Genomic DNA, 23,018 nt, shown 5'->3' on the forward strand with positions numbered 1-23,018 from the left:
TAGAACCCAACGACGTGCGGGGCACATGAAGACTTAGAAGATGGCGTACGTGTAGTTGAAGATCAGGCGGGTTTGGTCCTGGTCGGCGGTGCCGGTGTTCTTGCCGTGATAGGTACCGGTACGCAAGGTGGTACCGAAGCCTTTCAGAGGACCCTCCTGTACGACGTAGTCCAGACGGAAGTCGGCTTCGTTTTCTTTCTGGTCAGGGCCACCGGCAACCTTCGACTTGATATCCGAACCGTCCAGGTAAGCCACGGACGCTCGCAAGCCGGGCACGTAGGCCTTGAAGTCATACGAGTACTGGCCAAAGTTGACCTGCTCGCCCGCACGGGAGAACTGGCCAACCACCGCATCGGTAAACAGATAGAAGTCGCTGCCACCGGCACCTTGCGCCTGTGGGTCGGCAAGGCTGCCCTGGTTGACCCACACAAAGCCGCCGTCATCACCCACACCAATGTGCCCAAGCATCAGGCTGCTGCCGCCCAATTGATAGGTGAACGCCGCACTGTAGGTCTTGTTGTCCACTTCGCCGGCGTGCCTGGCGTAGCCGCCGTTGTTGTTGAACTGATAGCCGGTCTCGCCGTTCTTGCCGTCGCTGGAGCTGTCGAAGTAGCGCAGGTCGGTCTTGAACGACTGGTCATTGCCCAAGGGCAGCACGTGGACCAGGCCGACGTAGTTCTGTTTGTAGAAGTCTTGCAGTTGGGCGTAGTAGTACTGAAGCGTCAGGTTTTTTGCGATGACGTTATCGGACGAACCAAACGGTTTGTAGTCCACACCACCGAATTTGAAACTGTCACTGTCGCGTGTCCCACCGGCCACGCTCAGGCCCGTGGAGTTGCTGGAAGCGCGGCCTTCAACGCGGTTCAGCTCACCACCGGTGAAGGTCACGTTGGGAATGTCGTTCGAGGTCAGGATGCCACCGTCAAAGGTTTGCGGGGCAACGCGGCTGTCGTTCGACACCAGGATAGGCAGGATCGGCGCCAAGCCACCACCGACGTGCAACTCGGTCTGGGAGATACGGAATTTCACGTTACCCGCGGCACGACCGAATGAGTCGGCAGGCTCGGTGCCGTTGTTCTTGGTCGGGAAGAAGCTGTTGCCGTTACCAGACAGGCCGGCGCCCGCAGTGTGGCCGTCGCCACCGTCCAGGCGCAGGGCGCCGAAGGCCATGACGTCAAAACCCACACCAACGGTGCCCTGGGTGAAACCGGATTTGTAGTCAAAGCGCAGCGCTGTCGCGGCTTCGCGCAGATCGTTGTTGGTCCCCGAGCGGTTATCCGCGCTGTAGTACATGGTCCGCGAACTGACGGACGCATGGCTGTCTTCGAGAAAGCCGCTATGACCATTGCCGGTTCCCAGGGAACCGAGTCCAAAATCATCGGCGTATGCCTGTTGTGCAAGAACGGCGGCGGTGATCGACAGCGCCAGTGTAGAAATTTTCATTAACTGCGGCCCCTAAATGTTTTTTTATATGTGCGATGTGCGAAATGACGTTTTCATCCTTACAAACGTGACGATTCTTTCACGCCGGCCGGGGCGGACTCCGTGAAGAATTAGTTAGGAAAAACCCTGGAAAATGAAATTTATCCGTTGCTGATTTTTGTCATATTCACGTCATCTCATTCATTTGCAGAATGAAGTCCAGAGGAATCTTCGTTTGCAAGCCTGCCTGCAGCTCAACAAAATCCAGGCAAAGGCCACCCTCATCGCCATAGCCATCAGGAATTTTTCTATGCACACCACCGCACATGTCAGCCCCGACGAGATCCGCAAGGGCTTTTCCAAGGCCATGTCCGATATGTACCGAGATGAAGTTCCGCTGTACGGCGCGCTGATGACGCTGGTGGCCGAGATCAACGCCCGCGTGCTCGACAGCGACCCGGGCCTGGCGCAGCAATTGCAGCGCACCGGGGAAATCCAGCGCCTGGACATGGAGCGCCACGGTGCCATCCGCCTGGGCACCGCCGCGGAACTGGCCACCATCAGCCGCCTGTTCGCGGTGATGGGCATGCAGCCGGTGGGTTACTACGACCTGACCCCGGCCGGCGTGCCGGTGCACTCCACCGCGTTTCGCGCGGTGCATGAAAGCGCGCTGCAAACCAGCCCGTTCCGCGTGTTCACCTCGCTGCTGCGCCTGGAGCTGATCGAAAATCCCGACCTGCGCGCCTTCGCTGAAAGCGCCCTGGCCAAGCGTTCGATCTTCACCCCCGCGGCCCTCGCCCTGATCGAGCAAGCGGAACGGAACGGTGGCCTCGGCGCAGCGGATGCCGACGCATTCATCCGCGAGGCCCTGGAAACCTTCCGCTGGCACCACACCGCCACCGTGACCGCCGCGCAGTACCAGCAACTCAGCGACCAGCACCGCCTGATCGCCGATGTGGTGGCGTTCAAGGGCCCGCACATCAACCACCTGACCCCGCGCACCCTGGACATCGACCAGGTCCAGGCCGCCATGCCTGGCAAGGGCATTACCCCCAAGGCAGTGATCGAAGGCCCACCGCGCCGCCGCTGCCCGATCCTGCTGCGCCAGACCAGCTTCAAGGCCCTCGATGAAGCCATCGCGTTCACCGACGCCCAAGGCAGCCACAGCGCGCGTTTCGGTGAAATTGAACAACGCGGCGTCGCGCTGACGCCCAAAGGTCGCGCCCTGTACGACCAACTGCTGAACGCTGCCCGCGATGAACTCGGCGCATTCCCGAACGAATCCAACGCCGAGCGTTATGTGCAATTGATGGAACAGCACTTCCAGGCCTTCCCCGATGACCACACGCAGATGCGCGAGCAAGGCCTCGCGTACTTCCGCTACTTCGTCACCGACAAGGGCCTGGCGGCACGCGGCCAGGCCGATCAGCCGCGCACGCTGGAAGCATTGGCCAGCGCCGGCCACGTGGCGGTAGAGCCGTTGGTATATGAAGATTTTCTGCCAGTGAGTGCGGCGGGGATCTTTCAATCAAACCTGGGGGATGCGGCGCAGAGTCACTACGCGGCTCATTCGAACCAGGCTGAATTCGAGAAGGCATTGGGGCGCCAGACGATTGATGAGTTGAAGTTGTATGAGGAGACGCAGCAGCGTTCGATGGATGCCTGCACCCAGGCACTGCTGGCATGAAATTAAGCGCCCCCCCGGCCCATCAGCGCAATCCTGCGCCGCAACGGTCCCCGGAGCCGGGAGGGCGAGGGCATCATAGGTAGCGGGGATCGGGATGTCTTCCAGTCAATTCTGAAAAAATGTGCAAGGGAGCGATTGGCTCGCTCCCTCATTGAACGGATCGCCCGTTACTTCAGCAAATCCTTGATCTCATCTTTAACCAACAAGCGTCTTTCCTTCAGCTTCTTTATCTCGTCATCGCTGCCGGCTGCCTTTTCAGCGTTCACCACCAATTCGTCAACATTGTTGTATTTATCAAACAGCGCGTTCAAACGGGCATTTTGTGCCCGGCGCCCGTCGACTTCGTCCTTGCTCAACCCCAAGTCCTGATACAGGTCGTGTTTCACTGGCATGGCCTACCTCCGCAAGTTGATCAATGGCTACGCCCTTGAAGCTAGCCCATTCCAAGGGGTCTTGTCATGTTTGCCGGCAAACCAGTCCCGTTCGTCGCAACCTGGGCAATGGGATCAAACCTTTGCCGCGCCCTGCCCTCCACTGTAGATCGCCACTTGAGGGAGACCGGTTCATGAATCAAGCTGCCAGCGCTGTCGACACCCAATGCATCAACACCCTTCGTACCCTGGCCATGGACGCCGTTCAAAAGGCCAACTCCGGCCATCCGGGCACGCCCATGGGCCTGGCGCCGGTCGGGTATACCTTGTGGAGCCGCTTCCTGCGCTATCACCCCCAGCACCCCGACTGGCCTGGCCGTGACCGCTTTGTGTTATCCGTCGGCCATGCATCGATGTTGCTGTATTCATTGCTGCACTTGGCGGGCGTGGTGGAGATGGATGCCGAGGGCAAGCGTACCGGGCACGCCGCGATCAGTCTGGACGATATCAAGCAGTTTCGGCAGGCGGGCTCCAAGACCCCTGGGCACCCGGAATACCGTATGACTACCGGGGTCGAGACCACCACCGGCCCCCTGGGCCAGGGCTGCGCCAACAGCGTCGGGATGGCAATGGCCGAGCGCTGGCTGGCCACGCGCTTCAATCGCGAAGAAAAAACACTGTTCGATTACAACGTGTACACCTTGTGCGGCGACGGCGACATGATGGAGGGCATCAGTGGCGAAGCGGCATCGATGGCTGGGCATTTGAAGCTGGACAAGCTGTGCTGGATCTATGACAACAACACCATCAGCATCGAGGGCCACACTGAGCTGGCATTCAGCGAAGACGTGATCAAGCGCTTCCAGGCCTATGGCTGGCATACCCTGCACGTGACCGATGCCAATGACTTGCAAGCCCTGACCAATGCCCTGGAGACCTTCCATTGCAACCGGGGCGCGCCGACCCTGATCGTGGTCGACAGTGTGATCGGCTATGGCTCGCCCCATAAGCACAACACCGCCGCCGCCCATGGTGAACCCTTGGGTGAGGAGGAAATCCGCCTGACCAAGGCCGCCTATGGCTGGCCACAGGATGCAAGCTTCCTGGTACCCGATGAAGCCTGCACGGCGTTGCGTGATGCGTTGCTTGAGCGCAGCGAGCCACTGTATGAAAAATGGCTCGAACACCTTTCGCTGCTCGAACAGTATGAGCCCGAGCTGGCCGACGAATTGCACCGCATGCGTGCCGGGCAAATGCCGGAACACTGGCAGAAGCACTTGCCCCACTTCGACAGCGATGCCAAGGGCATCGCCAGCCGTGCCGCCGGCGGCGAAGTATTGAATGCGTTTGCCCAGCAAATCCCCTGGCTGCTCGGCGGCTCGGCGGACTTGTCGCCATCGACCAAGACCAACCTCACCTTCGACGGTGCCGGGCGTTTCAGTGCCGACGACTACAGCGGGTGCAACCTGCATTTCGGCATCCGCGAACACGCCATGGGCGCGATTGCCAATGGCATGGCGCTGTCGTATTTGCGGCCGTATACCTCGACATTCCTGGTGTTCAGCGACTACATGAAACCGCCGATCCGACTGGCGGCAATCATGGAATTGCCGGTGATATTCGTGTTTACCCATGACTCGATCGGCGTCGGTGAAGACGGCCCGACCCACCAGCCCATCGAGCATCTGACCCAACTGCGCGCCACGCCGGGGTTGCTGACCCTACGCCCGGGTGACGCCAATGAAACCCTGGAGCTGTGGAAAGTCGCCCTGGCGCAAACCCATCGGCCGAGCTGCGTGGTGTTGTCGAGACAGCCACTGCCGACGCTGGATCGCAGTAAATATGCGGCGGCGTCCGGCGCGGCCAAAGGCGCGTATGTGTTGGCGGGGGCTGAAGCGCCGGATGTCATCCTGATCGCGACGGGCAGTGAAGTCAGCCTTGCCGTGGAGGCTTATGAACAGCTCAAGGCTGAAGGGATTGCCGCGCAAGTGGTTTCAATGCCCAGTTGGGAGCTGTTCGAAGACCAGGACCAGGCTTATCGCGACAGCGTGCTGCCGCCGGCCGTGAAGGCCAGGGTCGTGGTGGAACAGGCCGGCCCCCTGGGCTGGGATCGCTATGTCGGCCAGACCGGCGCCAAGGTGGTGATGAACAGCTTCGGCGCGTCGGCACCGCTGGCGAAGTTGCAGGAGAAGTTCGGGTTTACTACAGAGAACGTGGTGAAACAGGCCAGAGCGCAGATCCAACTGACGCAACGCTGAACAAAATGTGGGCGGCCCCACGACCTCCTGTGGCGAGCGGGCTTGTTGTGGCGAGCGGGCTTGCCCTAATGCCGTTCAGTTAAGGCTTTTTTGTAGGAGCGAGCTTGCTCGCGAAAAACTCACAGGCGCCGCGTTCATTCAGGAAACACGCGTTATCGTTGACGTTTTTCGCGAGCAAGCTCGCTCCTACAGAAGGCGATGTACTCTTAACTGAACGGCATTAGGGCAAGCCCGCTCGCCACAGCAAGCCCGCTGGCCACAGTTACAGTGTTCCTCCTTAACTGATCGGCATCAGGGCAAGCCCGCTCACCACAAAAATGCGCTCGAAGCGTCGCTCCGCCCCTCCCGCATTCAGGGCAGTTCTTTGGCAAGGAACGGCGCGGTGCGGCTCTTCTTGCTCCTGGCCACCTTCTGCGGTGCGCCGCTGGCGACTACCTTGCCGCCCATGTCCCCTGCCCCCGGCCCGATATCGATCACCCAGTCACTCTGGGCCACCACGCGCATTTCATGCTCCACCACAACCACCGTATGCCCGGCGTCCACCAACTGATTGAGCTGGCTGAGCAAGCGGTCGACATCCCGTGGATGCAAGCCGGTGGTCGGCTCATCCAGCACATACAGGGTGGCGCCACGGGCATTGCGTTGCAGTTCAGTGGCGAGCTTGATGCGTTGCGCTTCACCGCCCGACAGTTCGGTCGCCGGTTGGCCCAGGCGCAAGTAACCCAGGCCGATATCACGCAGTACGTGCAGCGAACGCAGGACGCCCGGTTGTTCGGCAAACACGTCCACCGCCTGCTCCACGGTCAGCCCCAGCACTTGCGCAATGTTCAGGCCTTGCCATTGGATCGCCAGGGTTTCGGGGTTGTAGCGCGCCCCATGGCACGTCGGGCAGGGGGCATACACGCTGGGCATGAACAGTAATTCAACGCTGACAAACCCTTCGCCCTCGCAATGCGCGCAGCGGCCCTTGGCGACGTTGAACGAGAACTGCCCGGCATCGTAATGGCGCTTCTTCGCCGCCGGCGTGGCGGCGAACAGTTTGCGCACGTTGTCGAACAGCCCGGTGTAGGTCGCCAGGTTGGAACGCGGGGTACGGCCGATGGGCTTCTGGTCAACCTGCACCAGACGGCGCAGGTGTTCCAGCCCGACGCTGATATGCCCGCCACTGGTTTGCGGCGCGTCATCTTCCAGGCTGCGTTCCTCGTCATTGTCCGGCACGCGGCCCAGGCCGCTGCCGACCAGTTCCAGCAACGCCTGGCTGACCAGGCTGGACTTGCCCGAGCCAGAAACACCGGTCACCGCCGTGAAGCAGCCCAGTGGGAACGCCACGCTCAAGTCATTGAGGTTATTGCGCGTCACGCCTTCGAGCTGCAACCAACCCTGGGGTGGACGTTGCGACGCCGTCGACGGGCGTCGCTCGGCAAACAGGTACTCGCGGGTCTGCGACGCCTCGACCGCCGCCAAGCCGGCGGGTGGCCCGCTGTACAACACTTGCCCGCCATGTTCACCCGCCGCCGGGCCGACGTCGATCAGCCAGTCAGCGCGGCGCATGGTTTCCAGGTCATGTTCCACCACAAACAATGAGTTGCCCGCCGCTTTCAAACGTTCAAGCGCGGTGAACAACGCCTCACCGTCCGCGGGATGCAGCCCGGCCGACGGCTCATCCAACACATAGATCACACCAAACAACTGTGAGCCCAATTGGGTCGCCAGGCGTAAGCGCTGCAACTCCCCGGACGACAAGGTCGGCGTGCTGCGCTCCAGGGACAGATACCCCAGGCCCAGTTCGATCAAGGTGCTGACCCGCTCCAACAGGTCCTGGGCAATGCGCTGGGCAGCCAGGCGCTTTTCCACCGACAGCTTCATTGTGTCCTGCCCCGCCGCCACCGGCCGCAGCAGCTCGGCCAGTTGTACCAGCGACAGTTGCGACAACTCACCGATATCCACCCCGGCAAACTTTACCGACAACGCTGCCTGGGTCAGCCGCTTGCCAGCGCACAACGGGCAGGCACTGCCTTGCATAAATTGCGCGACGCGCTTTTTCATCAGCGCGCTTTGGGTGTGGGTGAAGGTGTGCAGGATGTAGCGCCGCGCACCACTGAAAGTGCCTTGGTAACTCGGCTCCAGCTTGCGTTTGAGCGCGTCGCGCGTCTGCTCCGGGGTGAAGCCGGCATACACCGGCACGGTCGGGGTTTCTTCGGTGAACAAAATCCAGTCGCGCTGCTTTTTCGGCAGGTCGCGCCAGGGAATGTCGACGTCATAACCCAGGGTCACCAGGATGTCGCGCAGGTTCTGGCCTTGCCATGCCAGCGGCCAGGACGCCACGGCGCGCTGGCGAATGGTCAGCGACGGATCGGGCACCATCAGCGCCTCGGTCACTTCATACACGCGGCCCAGGCCATGGCATTGCGGACAGGCGCCCTGGGGCAGGTTCGGCGAAAAGTCTTCGGCATACAGCATCGCCTGGCCCGGCGGATAGTGGCCAGCGCGGGAATACAGCATGCGGATCAGGCTGGACAAGGTCGTCACGCTGCCCACCGACGAACGCGCACTCGGCGTACCGCGCTGCTGTTGCAGGGCCACAGCCGGAGGCAAGCCTTCGATGGAGTCCACATCGGGTACGCCGACCTGGTCGATCAGGCGCCGTGCATAGGGCGCCACCGACTCGAAATAGCGGCGCTGGGCCTCGGCGTACACCGTGGAAAAGGCCAGCGACGACTTGCCCGAACCCGACACCCCGGTAAACACCACCAGGGCATCCCGTGGAATGTCCACATCGACATTGCGCAGGTTATGTTCGCGGGCGCCGCGAACCCGGACAAACCCGGGCCGTTGAGCAGTGAGCGGAGGGAGGGTGCGCTGTGAAGTCATGGTCAACCTTGTCATGGGCAGGTCCTGGTTCGGAGCCTGCCGGGCGGGGGCTCGTTCAATCGGTCTGAGCCACACGGGCGGTAAGCACGCTGCGCAACCGTTGCGTCAGGGCTTCGGGGCTGTAGGGTTTGCTCAGCAGATGAATGTCGGCACTGAGCAGGTGGTTGGTGGAGAGAATGTCGCGGGTATGCCCCGAGGTGAACAGCACCGCCACCGGCGGCTGCTGGGCGCGGGCCCAGTCGGCCAGGTCGGTACTCTTGACGCGGCCGGGCATCACCACGTCGGTAAAAATAAGATCGGGGCGCATTCCGTCCAACAGCCTCTGCATCGCCCGGTCGCCGTCTTCAGCGGTCAGCACGGTATAGCCAGCCTGCTCCAGCAGCTCCACGACGGTCAATCGCACGCCCTCGTTGTCCTCCACCACCAGAATGGTCTCTTGGCCTGCGGCATGGGATACCGGCTCGGGTTCGATCTCCTGGCACTCCTCGTCCAAGCTGCGCGGGAAATACATTTGCACCACGGTGCCCTTGCCTTCCTCGCTCCACACCTCGACATGGCCGCCACTTTGCCGGACAAACCCGAACACCATGCTCAGGCCCAGGCCCGTACCGTGGCCATCGCGCTTGGTGGTAAAGAACGGCTCGAACACCCGCGACAGAATCGACGCCGGCATACCCACGCCGATATCCGTGACCGCCAGGCGCACATACTCGCCGGGCTGCAGGCTTTTACCGACGCAATCCTTGGGGTTGAGGATGATATTTTCGCCGGTGATGCGAATCACGCCCTCGCCTTTCATGGCATCCCGGGCATTGATCGCCAGGTTCAGCAGTGCGTTTTCCAGTTGGTTGCGGTCGACGTGGATGCACCAGGAATCCTGGGGCAGTTGCACATCGACATGGATGGTTTCACCCAATGCACGTTGCAACAATTCGCCCAGACCGGCGTAGATGCGCTGCGGGTTGTAGACCGCCGGTGACAGCGGTTGGCGACGCGCAAACGCGAGCAATTGCGAGGACAGCTTGGCACCGCGCTCCACCGCCGCAATGGCAGCGTTGACACGTCGCTGCACCTGGGGGTTTTCCGGCTCATGGCGGGCCAACAGGTGCAAATTGCCGGCGATCACTTGCAGCAGGTTATTGAAGTCGTGGGCCACGCCACCGGTCAGGCCGCCAATGGCTTCGAGTTTTTGCGACTGGCGCAGTTGCTCTTCGGCGACGGAGCGCGCCTGCACTTCGGCGGCAACGCGCTGCTCCAGGTTGTGGGTCAGCTCCTGGCGCAAGCGCTCGGAAATCACATGGGCGGTGGTCTCCACCACGATCGCCAAGACCCCGGCCGGCTGCTGGTCATCTCCGGCGACCGGGCTGTAATACAGGTCCAGCCATACGTTTTCCGGCTGGCCGTTGCGCAGCAACACCAGCTCCTTGTTGTGATAGGACAAAGTGCCACCCGCCAGGCAAGTGTCCACGACATGCCGATTGAAGTCGGCGACTTCCGGCCAGCCCAGCTCCACCGGCGTGCCCAGCAAATACGGATGACGGCCACCGGCAAACACGGAATAGCTGTCGTTGTAGATCATGTAGCCGGCCGGCCCCCACAGCATCACCATGGGCACGGGCGACGCCAGCATCATCTGCACGGTGCAGGCCAGGCTGGTGGACCAGCGATCCAGCGGGCCCAGGTCGGTGTGCGACCAGTCGAAGGCACGGATTCGCTGGGCCATTTCACCGCCCCAGCCTTCACAGCCGTGGGTGTTGGATAAAAAAGGCATCGATAGGCTCTTGGTGCAGAGAAACATTGATCGGTGGTGCAGTTCCACTGATAAAAACTTGGAGCCTGACTGTAATAAATCGTTTCATTGCATATAGCTCATCCGTCGTGAACTGGGCAACTCCCCTCAGTGAAAATCCCGGCTGCGCACAGGAATGCCGTCCAACAGCGGCGTCAGGTCGGTCAGGCGCCCGGCGATCAGGTGCCGTACCTCGCCCACCGCTTCCCAGCGCCCGTCCACCTTGAGTAGCCGCGAATTCACCAAGGCTGCGCGCTGGCGTTCTGCCAGATCGCGCCACACCACCACGTTCAGATTGCCGAACTCATCTTCCAGGGTGACGAAGGTCACGCCGCTGGCGGTGCCGGGGCGCTGGCGACCGGTCACCAGCCCGGCGACACTGACATTGCGCCCATGCTCCACCGCCAGCAGTTCGTTCGAGCTGCGACAGCGCCGCTTGCGCAGCTCATCACGCAGCAACGCTAACGGATGGGGGCCTAGGGTGGTGCCGACCGTGACGTAATCGGCCTGCAAGTCCTCCCCCACCGTGGGCACCGGCAACGCCACCCGCGCTTCATCGGGGCTGGGCAAACCGGCAAATAACCCAAGTTGCTTGTGCACCCCCGCCACATCCCAGCGTGCCTGGTGCCGGTTGCCGGCCAACGCGCGCAAGGCACCGGCACCCGCCAGCAAGGCCTCGGCGCGGGCGTCCAGCCCGGCGCGTTCGTCGAGATCGGCCACATCGCTGAAGGCGCGGTGCTGGCGGGCCGCTTCGATACGCCGCCCATCCTCTTCGCGAAACCCGGAAATCATACGCAAGCCCAGGCGGATCGCCGGTTGCTGGCCGTCGATGGGTTCCAGGCTGCACTCCCAGTCACTGGCCTGCACGTCTACCGGACGAATCTGCAAGCGATGGCGGCGGGCGTCCTGCAGGATCTGGTCCGGGCTGTAGAACCCCATGGGCCAGCTGTTGATCAGCGCACAGGCGAACGCCGCCGGCTCATGGCATTTGAGCCAGCAACTGGCGTAGGTCAGCAAGGCGAAACTGGCCGCGTGGGACTCGGGGAACCCGTAGCTGCCAAAGCCCTTGATCTGCTCGAAGATCTGCGCGGCAAAGGCTTCGCTGTAGCCATTTTTCAGCATGCCGTTGCGCAGGCGCACTTGATGGGGTTCCAGCCCGCCGTGACGTTTCCAGGCGGCCATGGAACGGCGCAACTGGTCGGCCTCGCCGGGGGTATAGTCGGCGGCGACGATGGCGATTTGCATCACCTGCTCCTGGAACAGCGGCACGCCCAATGTTCGTTCCAACACCGTCTTGAGCTGCGGCGACGGGTAGGTGGTGGGCTCTTCTTTGTTACGCCGACGCAGGTACGGATGCACCATGCCGCCCTGGATCGGCCCAGGGCGCACGATGGCAACCTCGATCACCAGGTCATAAAAGTTCTGCGGCTTGAGCCGGGGCAACATCGACATTTGCGCCCGCGACTCGATCTGGAACACACCGATGGTGTCGGCCTTGCTGATCATTGCGTAGGTGGCCGGGTCTTCCTTGGGGATCGTCGCCAACGACAGGTCGCGGTGGCGATGGCGGCGCAGCAGGTCGAAACAACGACGGATCGCGCTGAGCATGCCCAAGGCGAGGATATCCACCTTGAGCAGGCCGACGGCGTCGAGGTCATCCTTGTCCCACTGGATGATCGTGCGATCGGCCATGGCGGCATTTTCCACCGGCACCAACGTATCCAGCGGGTGTTCGGAAATCACGAAACCACCGGGGTGCTGGGACAGGTGCCGGGGGAAGCCGATCAGTTGCCGGGTCAACGTAAGTACCCGGCGCAGCGCTGGGCTTTCAGGGTCGAAACCACTTTCACGCAGGCGCTCCAGCAGCGGTGCCTCATCACTCCAGCGCCCGCAGCATTCGGCCAGGGCGTTGACCTGGTCGGGCGGCAACCCCAGGGCCTTGGCCACGTCGCGCACCGCGCCGGCTGCGTGGTAACTGCTGACCACCGCCGTGAGGGCCGCGCGCGTACGGCCATAGCGCTGGAACACGTATTGCAGCACTTCTTCGCGGCGTTCGTGTTCGAAGTCCACGTCGATGTCCGGCGGCTCATTGCGCTCCTTGGACAGGAAGCGCTCGAACAGCATGTTCATCAGGCTCGGGTTGATCTCGGTAATGCCTAAAGCAAAACACACCGCCGAGTTGGCCGCCGAGCCGCGCCCCTGGCACAGGATCGAACGGCTACGGGCGAAGCGCACGATGTCATGCACCGTGAGGAAATAGCTTTCGTAACCCAGCTCACTGATCAGCTGCAGCTCGTGGTTGATCTGCTGCAAGGTCTTGGCGTCGACACCCTCTGGCCAGCGCTGGGCAATGCCTTCTTCGGTGAGGGTGCGCAGCCAGGTTTTCGCGCTTTGGCCTTCGGGCACCAGTTCGCGCGGGTATTGGTAGCGCAACTGGCCGAGGTCGAAGGTGCAGCGGCGGGCAATCGCCTGGGTTTCGTCAAGCAGGGCTTGCGGGTACAACGCGGCCAAGGCCTCCAGGCTGCGCAAATGCCGCTCGCCATTGGGGTGCAACCGCGTACCCGCTTCGGCCACCGGCACGTGATAGCGGATGGCGGTCATGGTGTCTTGCAGGGCGCGGCGGCCGCGCGCATGCATATGCACATCGCCGCAGGCCACTGCGGGAAGTTGCAGGCTGGCGGCCAGGTGCAGGCGTTGTTCCAGGAGGCGCGCATCGTCCTGGCCACAATGCAGATGCACCGCCAGCCACAGGCGCTCGGCGAAGGTGCGGCGCAACCATTGGATCGAGGCCTGGGTGTCGCTGTCTGCGGGGACCCATAGCGCCAGTAACCCAGGCAGGGGTTGCTCGAAGTCCTCTTGCAGCAGGCGATAGCGCCCCTTTTCCGCCCGCCGTCGGGCCAGGGTGATCAAACGGCACAAGTGCTGGTAGCCGCTGAGGTTTTCCACCAGCAGCACCAGCTTCGGGCCGTTTTCAATGCGCATCTCGCTGCCGATAATCAACGGCAACTCCACCGCCTTAGCCGCCTGCCAGGCCCGCACGATACCCGCCAGGGTGCACTCGTCGGTGATCGCCAGCGCGCTGTAGCCCTGACGCTTGGCCCGCTCGAACAACTCCAGCGCGCTGGAGGCGCCGCGCTGGAAACTGAAGTTGGACAGGCAGTGCAGTTCGGCGTAGCTCATGCTTGCAGCTCACGGTGGGAAGGTGGCGACAGCCTGCGGTGGTTCATGCGAACCAGCCTTGCAGCCACAACCCATCGTGTTGCCCCACGGTGCGGTAGGCCCAGCCTTGCTGGCCGGCGCGGGTCTGGATCAGGTAGTAGTCGCGACGGATATCGGCGCCATCCCACCAGCCGGATTCGATACGCTCCGGCCCCATCAAGACCTGCACGCCCTGCTCGGCCAGCAAGATCGGTTCGTTGAGCAACCAGCCGGGGCGCTGCACCTTGTCCAGGCTTGGGCACGGGCGGCTGTCGGCGGCCGCTTGCCAGGCGCATTCGGGGCGGTGGTCGGCGTGAAAACGCAGGCCTTGCACCGCATCATCCCCCAGCCGTGCACGCAAGCGTTCGCGCAACTGTTCCCAGGGCAGGGTCTGCTGCGGGCGGTCGTCGAACAGGTCCTTGCGTTGCGGCACGAACACCGGCAGGTCCTGGGCCACCAGGCGAAAGCCGCGCACCGGTGACGTGACCTGCACGTGCTCGAGGCGACCGCGGGCCAGTTCGAAGAGCATCGCCGGCTCACGTTCGGCGCTGAGCAGGCCAACCTTGATCACGCTGTCCGGCGCCTGGGCGTGCTCCAGGTGCAGGTCAAAACGCTGTACGCCGCTGTCGCGGCCGCAGAGGAAAGCCGACAGGTCACCGGTCAGCCGGCGCAAGGGGAATAGCAACGCCTGGTGGGATTGCACGTCGAAGTTCAGCTCGATGCGTACATCGAAGCGGTCCGGCGGTTGATAGAACGCCAGGGCCAGCGGCCGATATCCGCCAAGAGCATCCAGGTGCTTGAGCACGCTGGCCTCAAAGCGCCGCGCCAGGGTATGCCGGGGCAACGCCTGCACCTGGGCCAAGGTGCGCAGTCCCATGCGTGACAAGGCCATGGCGGCCTGCGGCTCGAGGCCGGCGCGGTCGATAGGCAACGGCGCCAGGGCCTGCATCAAGGCGTCATCGTCTACGGCCAACCCATCGTAGAGATTGGCCAGCACGCGCGCCGCCGCCGGGTTGGGCGCGGCGACGATGCGGTGACGAAAGCCCAGCTCGTTCAGTTCCTTGCGCAAGCGCGCTTCGAAACGCGGCCATGGCCCGAACAGCCCCAGGCTCGATTCGATTTCAAACAGCAGCGCGCGGGGGTAGAACACACTGACCTGGGAACTGAACTGGTAGGCCCAGGCCGCGAGAAACTGCTGCCAACGCTCGATCTCCACCGGGTCGTACTCGGCGCAGGCAAAACCCTTGGCCAGGGCCTGCGCCGCCGTCAGCGACTGGCCGGGGCGCAGGCCCAATGCACGGGCGGCCGCGTTGACGGTTTGCAACACGCGCCGCTGCGGCGTACCGGCCAGTAACGCCAAGGGCTGATCCGCCTCGGGATGCAGGCGCTGCACCCCGTCCAGCGCCAATTGCGGGAAGACAATACACACCCAGCGCATATCAACCTCAGTGCCCGGCCAGCGCAATCGGCGCCGGATGAGCAAGCCCGCCTCGACACTTGAGCACCCGCACTTGCGCGGGCTTGGCCTCCACGGCCAGGCGCAGGGCCGCAGGCGACGCATTGATCGCCTCGCTCAAGGCGCGCCAGGCAAACGCCAGGGTCTGCCCGGTTTCGGCCGCCACCTGCAAACGGCGCAATGCCCGGTCATCGGCCTTGCGCGGCCAGCACAACACGGCGCCGCAACTGCCGGAACGCAGGCACTGCTCCACCGCCCACAAGGCGTCGCGCTCTTCGGCCTGGACCACCGAAAGCTGACGCAAATCCACCCCGGCGTTCTGCCAGGCGTGGGGGTACGGCGTGTAGGGCGGCGCCACCAGCACAATGCGTTCCCCGGCGGCCGATAAGCGCGCCAGGGTGGGCAGCACCAGTTGCAACTCGCCCACACCGTCCTTGGCCATGAGGATTTCGCTCAGGGCCGACTCCGGCCAGCCGCCCGTGGGCAGCACCGCATCCAGCGCCGCCAGCCCCGTGGGGTGCACACTGGCCGGAGGCACGGCGGGCCGGCCCTTCCAGACGCGGCCGCCATTGAACAGCGAGTCCAGTGCTACGACGGCGCCCATCAGCCTTGCCTCACCAGGCCGCAGAACACCCCTTCGATAGCCAGGTCCTGGTCGGGGCCTACCACGATGGGTTGATACGCCGGGTTGCGGGGCAGCAGGCGGACATGGTCGCCGTGACGTTCGAAGCGTTTGATGGTGACTTCACCGTCCAGGCGCGCGACCACAATCTGGCCGTTCAACGCTTCGGCACTGCGGCGCACGCCGACCAGGTCACCGTCGAGGATGCCGTCTTCGATCATCGAATCGCCCTGGACCCGCAGCAGGTAATCCGGGGTTTTCGCAAAGGTGGCAGGGTCGAGTTGCAGGCGGTTGTGGACTTCGGCATCGGTGCCGATGGGCAAGCCTGCAGCGACTCGACCGAGAACGGGGACGTCCAGCCATTCGGGGCGGGCGGGTTGGTTGAGCAAGCGAATACCACGGGCCTGGTTGGGGTTGACCTCGATGAAGCCGGCTTCAGTCAGGGCCACCACATGTTTGCGTGCGACGCTGCGGGAGGCGAAGCCAAACGCCTCGGCGATCTCGGCGAGGCTGGGGGGTTGGCCTTGCTGCGCGATGCGGTCGCGGATGAAGGTCAGGATGGCGGTACGGCGGGGGGTCAGGTTTGTCATGGAGTACATTTGTACTCCTGCGGGAAATTTCTGACAATAGCCGGTAGTCGGGGGGAGTGTTAGTGGAGGCATCTGGTGGCTGATCCACCGCCATCGGGGGCAAGCCCCCTCCCACATTTTTTACCGAGTACACCAGTCACAACTCCGGTCGGCTCCAAGGCAGCCAAAGCCAGAGCAAAAGCAGACTCAGATTTACCTGATGCATGCAGATCCAAATGTGGGAGAGGGCTTGCCCCCGATGGCGGTGGGTCAGCCATAGATGCATCCACTGACACTCCCTCATCGGGGGCAAGCCCCCTCCCACATTTTACCGAGTACACCAGGCACAGCACGGGTTGGCTCCAAGGCAGAAAAAGCTAGAACAAAACCAGATTGAGGTTTACCTGATGTATGCAGATCCAAATGTGGGAGGGGGCTTGCCCCCGATGGCGGTGGGTCAGCCATAGATGCAGGGGGTGTCAGAAATTTTGTGTTCGGGCATAACATGAGTAAGAGGTGCATGTATGCCAACCAAAAAGAAACCTGCGTTGCGAGAGCTGCCGAAAATCCCGAAAGAGCTGCTCGAGCAATTCACCGATGGACCGATGACCGCTGAAGCCATCGAGGACGCGTCTGCGGCGTTCAAGAAGGCTTTGATCGAGCGAGCGCTGAGTGCAGAGCTAGGTCACCACTTGGGCTATCCGCCGGGCGCGCAGCGCCCAGAGGATGAAACCAACCAGCGCAATGGCAAAAGCGGCAAGACGGTTCTAACCGGCGACGGTCCGCTCCGACTGGATATTCCCCGCGACCGGGACGGCAGTTTTTCGCCCATTTTGATCCCCAAGCACGAACGCCGCTACACCGGTTTCGACGACAAGATCATCGCCATGTATGCCCGTGGAATGACGGTCAGAGAGATCCGAGCGTTTCTTTCCGAGCAGTACGGTACTGACGTTTCTCCCGACTTCATCAGCTCTGTAACCGACGAGGTCATGGCAGAGATCGGTGCATGGCAACAGCGGCCTTTGGAGCCGATGTATCCGGTTATTTTCTTCGATGCTCTACGGGTCAAAATTCGCGAAGAGGGGCTGGTTCGCAACAAGGCGATTTACTTGGCCCTGGGCGTTTTGCCTGACGGAACACGCGATATTCTCGGCATCTGGATAGAAAATACCGAGGGCGCCAAGTTCTGGATGAAAGTTTTCAACGACCTCAAGACACGCGGCGTCGAAGACGTGTTGATTGCTGTGACCGATGGACTGAAAGGCATGCCAGAGGCTCTCAACGCCGTATTTCCAGACACGACACTGCAAACATGCATTGTTCATCTGATCCGCAACAGTCTTGATTACGCGGCCTGGGACAAGCGTCGCGAACTGGCCAAGGCGCTCAAACCGATCTATCAGGCGGTGACCGCCGAAGCGGCCGAGCAGGCACTGGATGCGTTTGAAAGCGGGCCATGGGGCAAGCAGTATCCGACGGTAGTGGCTGCCTGGCGCCGCGCTTGGGATCGTGTGATCCCATTTTTCGTGTTCCCGCCGGCGATTCGAAAAGTGATCTACACGACCAACGCCATTGAGAGCATCAACGCTCAGTTGCGCAAGATCATCAAGACCCGAGGTCACTTCCCGACCGACGATGCGGCGACAAAACTGATCTGGCTTGGACTGCGCAATATCACCGCAAACTGGGGCTCCGCGGCACATGACTGGAAAAGTGCGATGAATCAATTTGCGATTCTGTACGGAGATCGATTTATCAGGCCAACCTGGTAAAGCATGGCCTGCCTGACGGCAGGCCATTACCGGCCCGCACACAAAATATCTGACAGTCCCTAGATGCATCCACTGACACTCCCTCATCGGGGGCAAGCCCCCTCCCACATTTTCAACCGAGATCTCCTCACCAGCCCTCTTTCAACATCCGCAACTCCAAATGCTGCAGCAACATAATGGTCTTCCCATCCACAATCTCCCCCCTCGCCACCATCGCCAGCGCCCGCTCAAACCCCAGCTCCAGCACCTCGATATCCTCCCCCTCCTCTTCGAGCCCGCCGCCGGTCCCTACCCGATCCCCCGCCTGGTACTCACCGATAAAAAAGTGAATCCGCTCCGTCACCGACCCCGGGCTCATGAACGCTGCGTAGATCTTCTCTACGTGCCCCACCCGATACCCCGTCTCTTCCTCGGCTTCCAGGCGAATGCGCTCTTCTGGGCTGGCGTTGTCCAGCAACCCGGCCGCCGCTTCGATCAGGTAACCGTGGTAATCGTTGACGAAGGTGGGCATGCGGAACTGACGAATCAGCAGCACCGTGCGCTGTGTGCGGTTGTACAGCAGGATGGTCGCGCCATTGCCCCGGTCGTACACCTCGCGGGTCTGGGCCTGCCAGCTGCCATCCCGGCGGCGCAGGTCGAAGCTGTACTTCTTCAAAACATACCAATTGTCAGAGAGGGTCTCTTCGGCAGTGATGCGAACGGGACTGTTATCCATGGTCAGGCCTTAGCTCAAAGGAGCGTGAGCATGTCGTGATGGCAACACCAGCGTCAAGCGCGTCGCATACCGCTACAATCGCGCGCGGGGTGGGGATGGACTTTGTCGCGCTGCTCCTGGGCAATGGGGTATTGCTGCTCAGCGCGGCGATGAACTGGACCGCCTGGACCTGCTCGCACCGGGCTTCCTCAGCGTGAGTATCGGGATCGTGACCACCCGCACCGCAGGCGATGACCTTTCGCACTTGCTGTCCCAGGCCGACCAGGCGCTGTACCTGGCCAAGGCGCGGGGGCGTAATCGGGTGCAAGTGGTCGAGACGGCCTGAGCACCATGCTGTAACACTTTGCAAGCAATCGCCCTTCGCGGCTGTCGAATTAATTCCTGTACCGACAAGCCTTCTGTTAAAAACCGTCCTTCACCTTTGCCTTGGAACCTTCGATGTCATCTCGTTTTATGTCGCGCCTGGGCCTACGCTGGTTTCCCCTGCTGTGCATGCTCCTGTTGATCGTAGGTTTACCCGTGGGCTGCTCGGTGCTGCAGCACAAGGAGCGCGAGCTGGTGTTTCGCATCGAGCCCGGTACCGCCAGTTGGTACAGCGGCTTGCCCAGGGCGGTGCAGGAATTCGAACTCAAGCCCACCCGTTTCAAATCAGGGCAGAACATTCATGGCTGGTGGTACCCGGCAGAGCACAAGGATGCTCCGGCGATCCTGTACCTGCACGGCGTGCGCTGGAACCTCACCGGGCAGTTGTTTCGCATCGAGCAATTACATGCGTTGGGCTTCTCGGTGCTGGCTATCGACTATCGCGGTTTTGGCCAGAGCCACGGTGACCTGCCTTCGGAAACCACGGTATACGAGGACGCGCGCATTGCGTGGGAACGCTTCCAGGTGTTGCAGCCCGACCCGAACAAACGCCTGATCTACGGGCACTCCCTGGGTGGCGCGGTGGCGATCGACCTGGCGGCCGAGCTGGGCAGGCAAACGCCGCTGCCGGTGCGCGGGCTGGTGGTCGAGTCCACCTTCACCTCCCTGGCGGATGTGGCCACGGCCGTGGCGAACACGTCGTTGCCCGTGCGCTGGTTGCTCTCGCAGAAATTCGACTCCATCGACAAGATTGCCGACATCCATATGCCGCTGCTGGTGGTCCATGGCCTGGACGATCGCTACGTGCCCCCGCGTTTCAGCCAGCAACTATTTGACGCGGCCCAAGAGCCCAAACGGTTGCTGCTGGTGCCCGGCGCCAGCCATAACAACAGCATGAGCCTGGCCGGCCGCAGCTATCGCCAGGCGCTGGACAACCTGATGCGGGCGAAGATGCCGGCACAGGTTGTCACCCACGCCACAGGGCGCAATAACGAGTCATAAAAAAGGTTTTCGGCACTGGGTTCGCGCGAGCCTGTCAAGCGCAAACCCAGCCCATGCTGGCCCTCGCCACAAGTTGATCAAATATTAACCTTGGGTTAAATCGCCAACCCTGCCGGGCCCCGGCAAAGTTATCCACAGAGATACCCACGGTTTTCGTGGACAACTCTTTTCACTTTTTTATGATTTTTTTGCGCAGCCTACCCCTTCGGGAAAGGACCCTGGCAGCAGAATCTCGCGATTCACATCGCGTATATCGTTATACCCGCACAGCGCCATCGACACGTCCAACTCACGGGCAATGATGTCCAGTGCCTTGGTCACCCCCGCTTCGCCCATGGCGCCCAAGCCATACAAATGCGGACGACCGATCATGGTGCCCTTGGCGCCCAAGGCCATCGCCTTGAGCACGTCCTGACCGGAACGAATGCCGCCGTCGAGCCACACTTCAATGCGCTCGCCCACCGCGTCGACAATCGCCGGCAACTGGCTGATGCTCGATGGAGCCCCGTCCAGCTGGCGCCCGCCGTGGTTGCTCACCACCAGCGCATCGGCGCCGGAATTGGCGGCCAGGCGCGCATCTTCCACATCGAGGATGCCCTTGATAATCAACTTGCCGCCCCAGCACTTCTTGATCCATTCCACGTCGTCCCAACTCAGGCGCGGGTCGAATTGCTGGGCGGTCCACGACGACAGCGAACTCATGTCCGCCACGCCCTTCACATGCCCCACGATATTGCCGAAGCCATGGCGCTTGGTACCGAGCATGCCCATCACCCAGCGCGGCTTGGTCATCATGTTGAGGATATTTGGCAGGGTCAGTTTGGGCGGTGCAGACAGACCGTTGACCAGGTCCTTGTGGCGTTGCCCGAGTATCTGCAGGTCCAGGGTCAACACCAGCGCATCCACGCCGGCCGCCTTGGCGCGCTCGATCAATTGCTCGATAAACCCACGGTCGCGCATCACATACAACTGGAACCAGAACGGTTGGCCGACCTGTTCGGCGATGTCTTCCAGGGAGCAGATGCTCATGGTCGACAGGGTATAGCGCAAGCCAAAAGCGGCCGCAGCGCGGGCGGTGAGAATCTCGCCATCGGCATGCTGCATGCCGGCCAGGCCAGTGGGCGCCAGGGCGACCGGCATGGCCATGTCCTGGCCGATCATGGTGGCGCGGATCGAGCGCTCATCGATGTTGCGCGCCACACGCTGGCGGAATTTGATGCGGGCAAAATCGCTTTCATTGGCCCGGTAGGTGCTCTCAGTCCAGGAGCCGGAATCGGCGTAGTCGTAAAACATCCTGGGGACACGTTTCTGCGCCAGCTTGCGTAAGTCTTCGATGGTTGTGATCAACGACATCGGGGTCACCTCTCCCTGAACTGAACGTCGAGAGTAACCGCCCATCGCCCGCGCAACCAGCCATTACGTTTATATCGACAGGCGACTAATCTCGCACAAACACGCAAAAAGACGCACAAACATGCACAACACCCATCAAGCCGTTGACCTGCCTTCGTTGCGCAAACAAAAGATCCTGTTATTGCTGGAACGTGACGGCAAAGTCACGGCCTCCGACTTGGTGGAACACTTTGCCGTCTCCCACGACACCATCCGCCGTGACCTCGGCGAACTGGCCGCGGCCGGCCTGTTGCAACGCGTGCACGGCGGCGCCCTGCCCCGGCCCAAGGACAGCGGCAAGGACTTCTTCACCCGTGTCGGCGAGACCAACGAGGCCAAGCACCACCTGGCGCAACTGGCGGCCGATCGTGTGGAAGACGGCCAGATCGTGCTGTTCGATTCCGGCTCCACCACACTGCGCATCGCCCAGGCCTTGCCGCACTCGATCCGCCTGACCGTGGTCACCCCGTCACCGATGATCGCCATCGCCCTGGCCGATCATCCCCAGGTGAAAATCATCCTCGCCGGCGGCCAACTCAACCCTGCGACCTTGTCCACCAGCGGCCAGGAAACCGTGCGCCTGATCCAGGGCATCAAGGCCGACCTGCTGTTTACCGGGGTGTGCGCGCTGCATCCGCAGGTCGGCATCAGCTCGCTGCATTTTGATGAAGTGGCGGTCAAGCAAGCGTTGCTCGACAGCGCGTCCCATGTGGTGGCGGTGACCATGGCGGACAAACTCGGTGCCGTGGAACCTTTTGTGGTGGCGCCGTGCAACCGTATCCATACGCTGATTACCGAATGGCACGTGCCGGGTATCGAGGCGTATGAGCAGCTAGGGCTGGAAGTGATACGGGTCGAGGTCGAGTAGGAACAGGGGCACCCAATAGCACGGTGGCGAACGGGCCGTTGTGGCGAGCGGGCTTGCCCCGCGTTGGGCTGCGCAGCAGCCCCAAAAAACTGCCCCGGAGCTGCCTGGCACACTGCAGCGCTCTTATTGGGGCTGCTTCGCAGCCCAACGCGGGGCAAGCCCTAATGCCGTTCAGTTAAGGCTTTTTTGTAGGAGCGAGCTTGCTCGCGAAGAACTTACAGGCGCCGCGTTCATTCAGGAAACACGCGTTATCGTTGACGTTTTTCGCGAGCAAGAACTAGGCGTCCCCCTCGCTCCTACAGAAGGCGATGTACGCTTAACTGAATGGCATTAGGGCAAGCCCGCTCGCCACAGGTTACTGTTTGTGCTGCTCCGGCATCTCCCGCTTGGGCCCGAACATCGCCCAGGCAATCAGCCCCAGCAGCGGCACGAAAATCAGAATGACCAGCCACAGCCCCTTGGTCTCCCAGCCACTGGTACTGCGCAATACGATATTGATCGCCCACAATTCCAACAGCAGTAGAATCACCGCCAACGCGATCCAGATATATTCAATTTGCATGGTTCACCTCCTGAGGTCCATGCATTAGGTCAAGCATCTACCCCGAGGGTTCCATCGGATTTCGTGCAGCCGCTCACGCCCAACGGTTATGGCGCACT

The 23,018-nt window shown here is 62.0% G+C and carries 16 protein-coding genes and 1 pseudogene; 6 read left to right on the forward strand and 11 right to left on the reverse strand.

Annotation, left to right across the window (positions count from 1 at the left end):
- Window positions 1-33: 33 nt before the first annotated feature.
- Window positions 34-1,443 (reverse strand): OprD family outer membrane porin, encoded by a 1,410-nt coding sequence (locus P2T68_RS21555; RefSeq protein ID WP_069076364.1) that lies wholly within the window; start codon window positions 1,441-1,443, stop codon window positions 34-36.
- A 289-nt stretch (window positions 1,444-1,732) separates the two neighbouring features.
- Between P2T68_RS21555 and P2T68_RS21560 the strand changes: the two genes are divergently transcribed.
- Window positions 1,733-3,109 (forward strand): VOC family protein, encoded by a 1,377-nt coding sequence (locus P2T68_RS21560; protein WP_069076363.1) that lies wholly within the window; start codon window positions 1,733-1,735, stop codon window positions 3,107-3,109.
- A gap of 167 nt (window positions 3,110-3,276) precedes the next feature.
- Here the strand turns inward: P2T68_RS21560 and P2T68_RS21565 are convergent, their stop codons facing one another.
- The gene (locus P2T68_RS21565; protein WP_024075060.1) at window positions 3,277-3,501 is read right to left on the reverse strand and encodes a DUF465 domain-containing protein; all 225 of its coding nucleotides are present in this window, start codon (window positions 3,499-3,501) and stop codon (window positions 3,277-3,279) included.
- A gap of 173 nt (window positions 3,502-3,674) precedes the next feature.
- Between P2T68_RS21565 and tkt the strand changes: the two genes are divergently transcribed.
- Entirely contained in the window at window positions 3,675-5,738 is a 2,064-nt protein-coding gene (tkt, locus tag P2T68_RS21570; protein ID WP_277378254.1) for a transketolase, read from the forward strand.
- Window positions 5,739-6,089: 351 nt separating this feature from the next.
- On the opposite strand, the gene uvrA is transcribed toward tkt, so the two are convergent.
- From uvrA to lexA, 6 genes are all read right to left on the reverse strand, one after another.
- Window positions 6,090-8,609 (reverse strand): excinuclease ABC subunit UvrA, encoded by a 2,520-nt coding sequence (uvrA, locus tag P2T68_RS21575; protein WP_168233118.1) that lies wholly within the window; start codon window positions 8,607-8,609, stop codon window positions 6,090-6,092.
- A gap of 55 nt (window positions 8,610-8,664) precedes the next feature.
- Complete coding sequence (locus P2T68_RS21580; RefSeq protein WP_069076374.1) at window positions 8,665-10,380, reverse strand: ATP-binding protein; 1,716 nt, start codon at window positions 10,378-10,380, stop codon at window positions 8,665-8,667.
- A gap of 126 nt (window positions 10,381-10,506) precedes the next feature.
- Window positions 10,507-13,578, reverse strand: coding sequence for an error-prone DNA polymerase (locus tag P2T68_RS21585; RefSeq protein WP_277378255.1), 3,072 nt, complete (start codon window positions 13,576-13,578; stop codon window positions 10,507-10,509).
- 43 nt (window positions 13,579-13,621) lie between these two features.
- Window positions 13,622-15,034, reverse strand: coding sequence for a DNA polymerase Y family protein (locus tag P2T68_RS21590; RefSeq protein WP_150054571.1), 1,413 nt, complete (start codon window positions 15,032-15,034; stop codon window positions 13,622-13,624).
- A 7-nt stretch (window positions 15,035-15,041) separates the two neighbouring features.
- Window positions 15,042-15,656 carry a translesion DNA synthesis-associated protein ImuA gene (gene imuA, locus P2T68_RS21595; protein ID WP_024075054.1) on the reverse strand — a complete coding sequence of 205 codons (615 nt, stop codon included), beginning with the start codon at window positions 15,654-15,656 and terminating at the stop codon, window positions 15,042-15,044.
- Window positions 15,656-16,273: a transcriptional repressor LexA gene (lexA, locus tag P2T68_RS21600; RefSeq protein WP_024075053.1), complete on the reverse strand. Its 618-nt coding sequence runs from the start codon at window positions 16,271-16,273 to the stop codon at window positions 15,656-15,658. Before lexA ends, imuA begins: the two co-directional genes overlap by 1 nt.
- A gap of 494 nt (window positions 16,274-16,767) precedes the next feature.
- Here lexA and P2T68_RS21605 point away from each other — a divergent pair, with 494 nt between their 5' ends.
- Complete coding sequence (locus P2T68_RS21605) at window positions 16,768-18,018, forward strand: IS256 family transposase (protein ID WP_102625793.1); 1,251 nt, start codon at window positions 16,768-16,770, stop codon at window positions 18,016-18,018.
- 127 nt (window positions 18,019-18,145) lie between these two features.
- Here P2T68_RS21605 and P2T68_RS21610 read toward each other — a convergent pair whose 3' ends face one another.
- Window positions 18,146-18,733 (reverse strand): NUDIX domain-containing protein, encoded by a 588-nt coding sequence (locus P2T68_RS21610; RefSeq protein WP_024075052.1) that lies wholly within the window; start codon window positions 18,731-18,733, stop codon window positions 18,146-18,148.
- A 163-nt stretch (window positions 18,734-18,896) separates the two neighbouring features.
- Here P2T68_RS21610 and P2T68_RS21615 point away from each other — a divergent pair.
- Window positions 18,897-19,058, forward strand: a pseudogene (locus P2T68_RS21615) (diguanylate cyclase); the annotation flags it as partial.
- 113 nt (window positions 19,059-19,171) lie between these two features.
- A complete protein-coding gene (locus P2T68_RS21620) occupies window positions 19,172-20,098 on the forward strand; it encodes an alpha/beta hydrolase (RefSeq protein WP_024075050.1) in 927 nt (308 codons plus the stop codon).
- A 177-nt stretch (window positions 20,099-20,275) separates the two neighbouring features.
- Here P2T68_RS21620 and P2T68_RS21625 read toward each other — a convergent pair whose 3' ends face one another.
- Entirely contained in the window at window positions 20,276-21,451 is a 1,176-nt protein-coding gene (locus P2T68_RS21625) for an alpha-hydroxy acid oxidase (RefSeq protein ID WP_024075049.1), read from the reverse strand.
- Between the two features lie 121 nt (window positions 21,452-21,572).
- Between P2T68_RS21625 and P2T68_RS21630 the strand changes: the two genes are divergently transcribed.
- Window positions 21,573-22,358 carry a DeoR/GlpR family DNA-binding transcription regulator gene (locus P2T68_RS21630; protein WP_069076378.1) on the forward strand — a complete coding sequence of 262 codons (786 nt, stop codon included), beginning with the start codon at window positions 21,573-21,575 and terminating at the stop codon, window positions 22,356-22,358.
- A gap of 355 nt (window positions 22,359-22,713) precedes the next feature.
- Here the strand turns inward: P2T68_RS21630 and P2T68_RS21635 are convergent, their stop codons facing one another.
- Entirely contained in the window at window positions 22,714-22,920 is a 207-nt protein-coding gene (locus tag P2T68_RS21635) for a PLD nuclease N-terminal domain-containing protein (protein WP_024075047.1), read from the reverse strand.
- Window positions 22,921-23,018 lie beyond the last annotated feature (98 nt).

Origin of the sequence: Pseudomonas sp. G11, from assembly GCF_029457515.1 — a bacterium.
GTDB classification, from domain to species: Bacteria; Pseudomonadota; Gammaproteobacteria; order Pseudomonadales; family Pseudomonadaceae; genus Aquipseudomonas; species Aquipseudomonas gorinensis.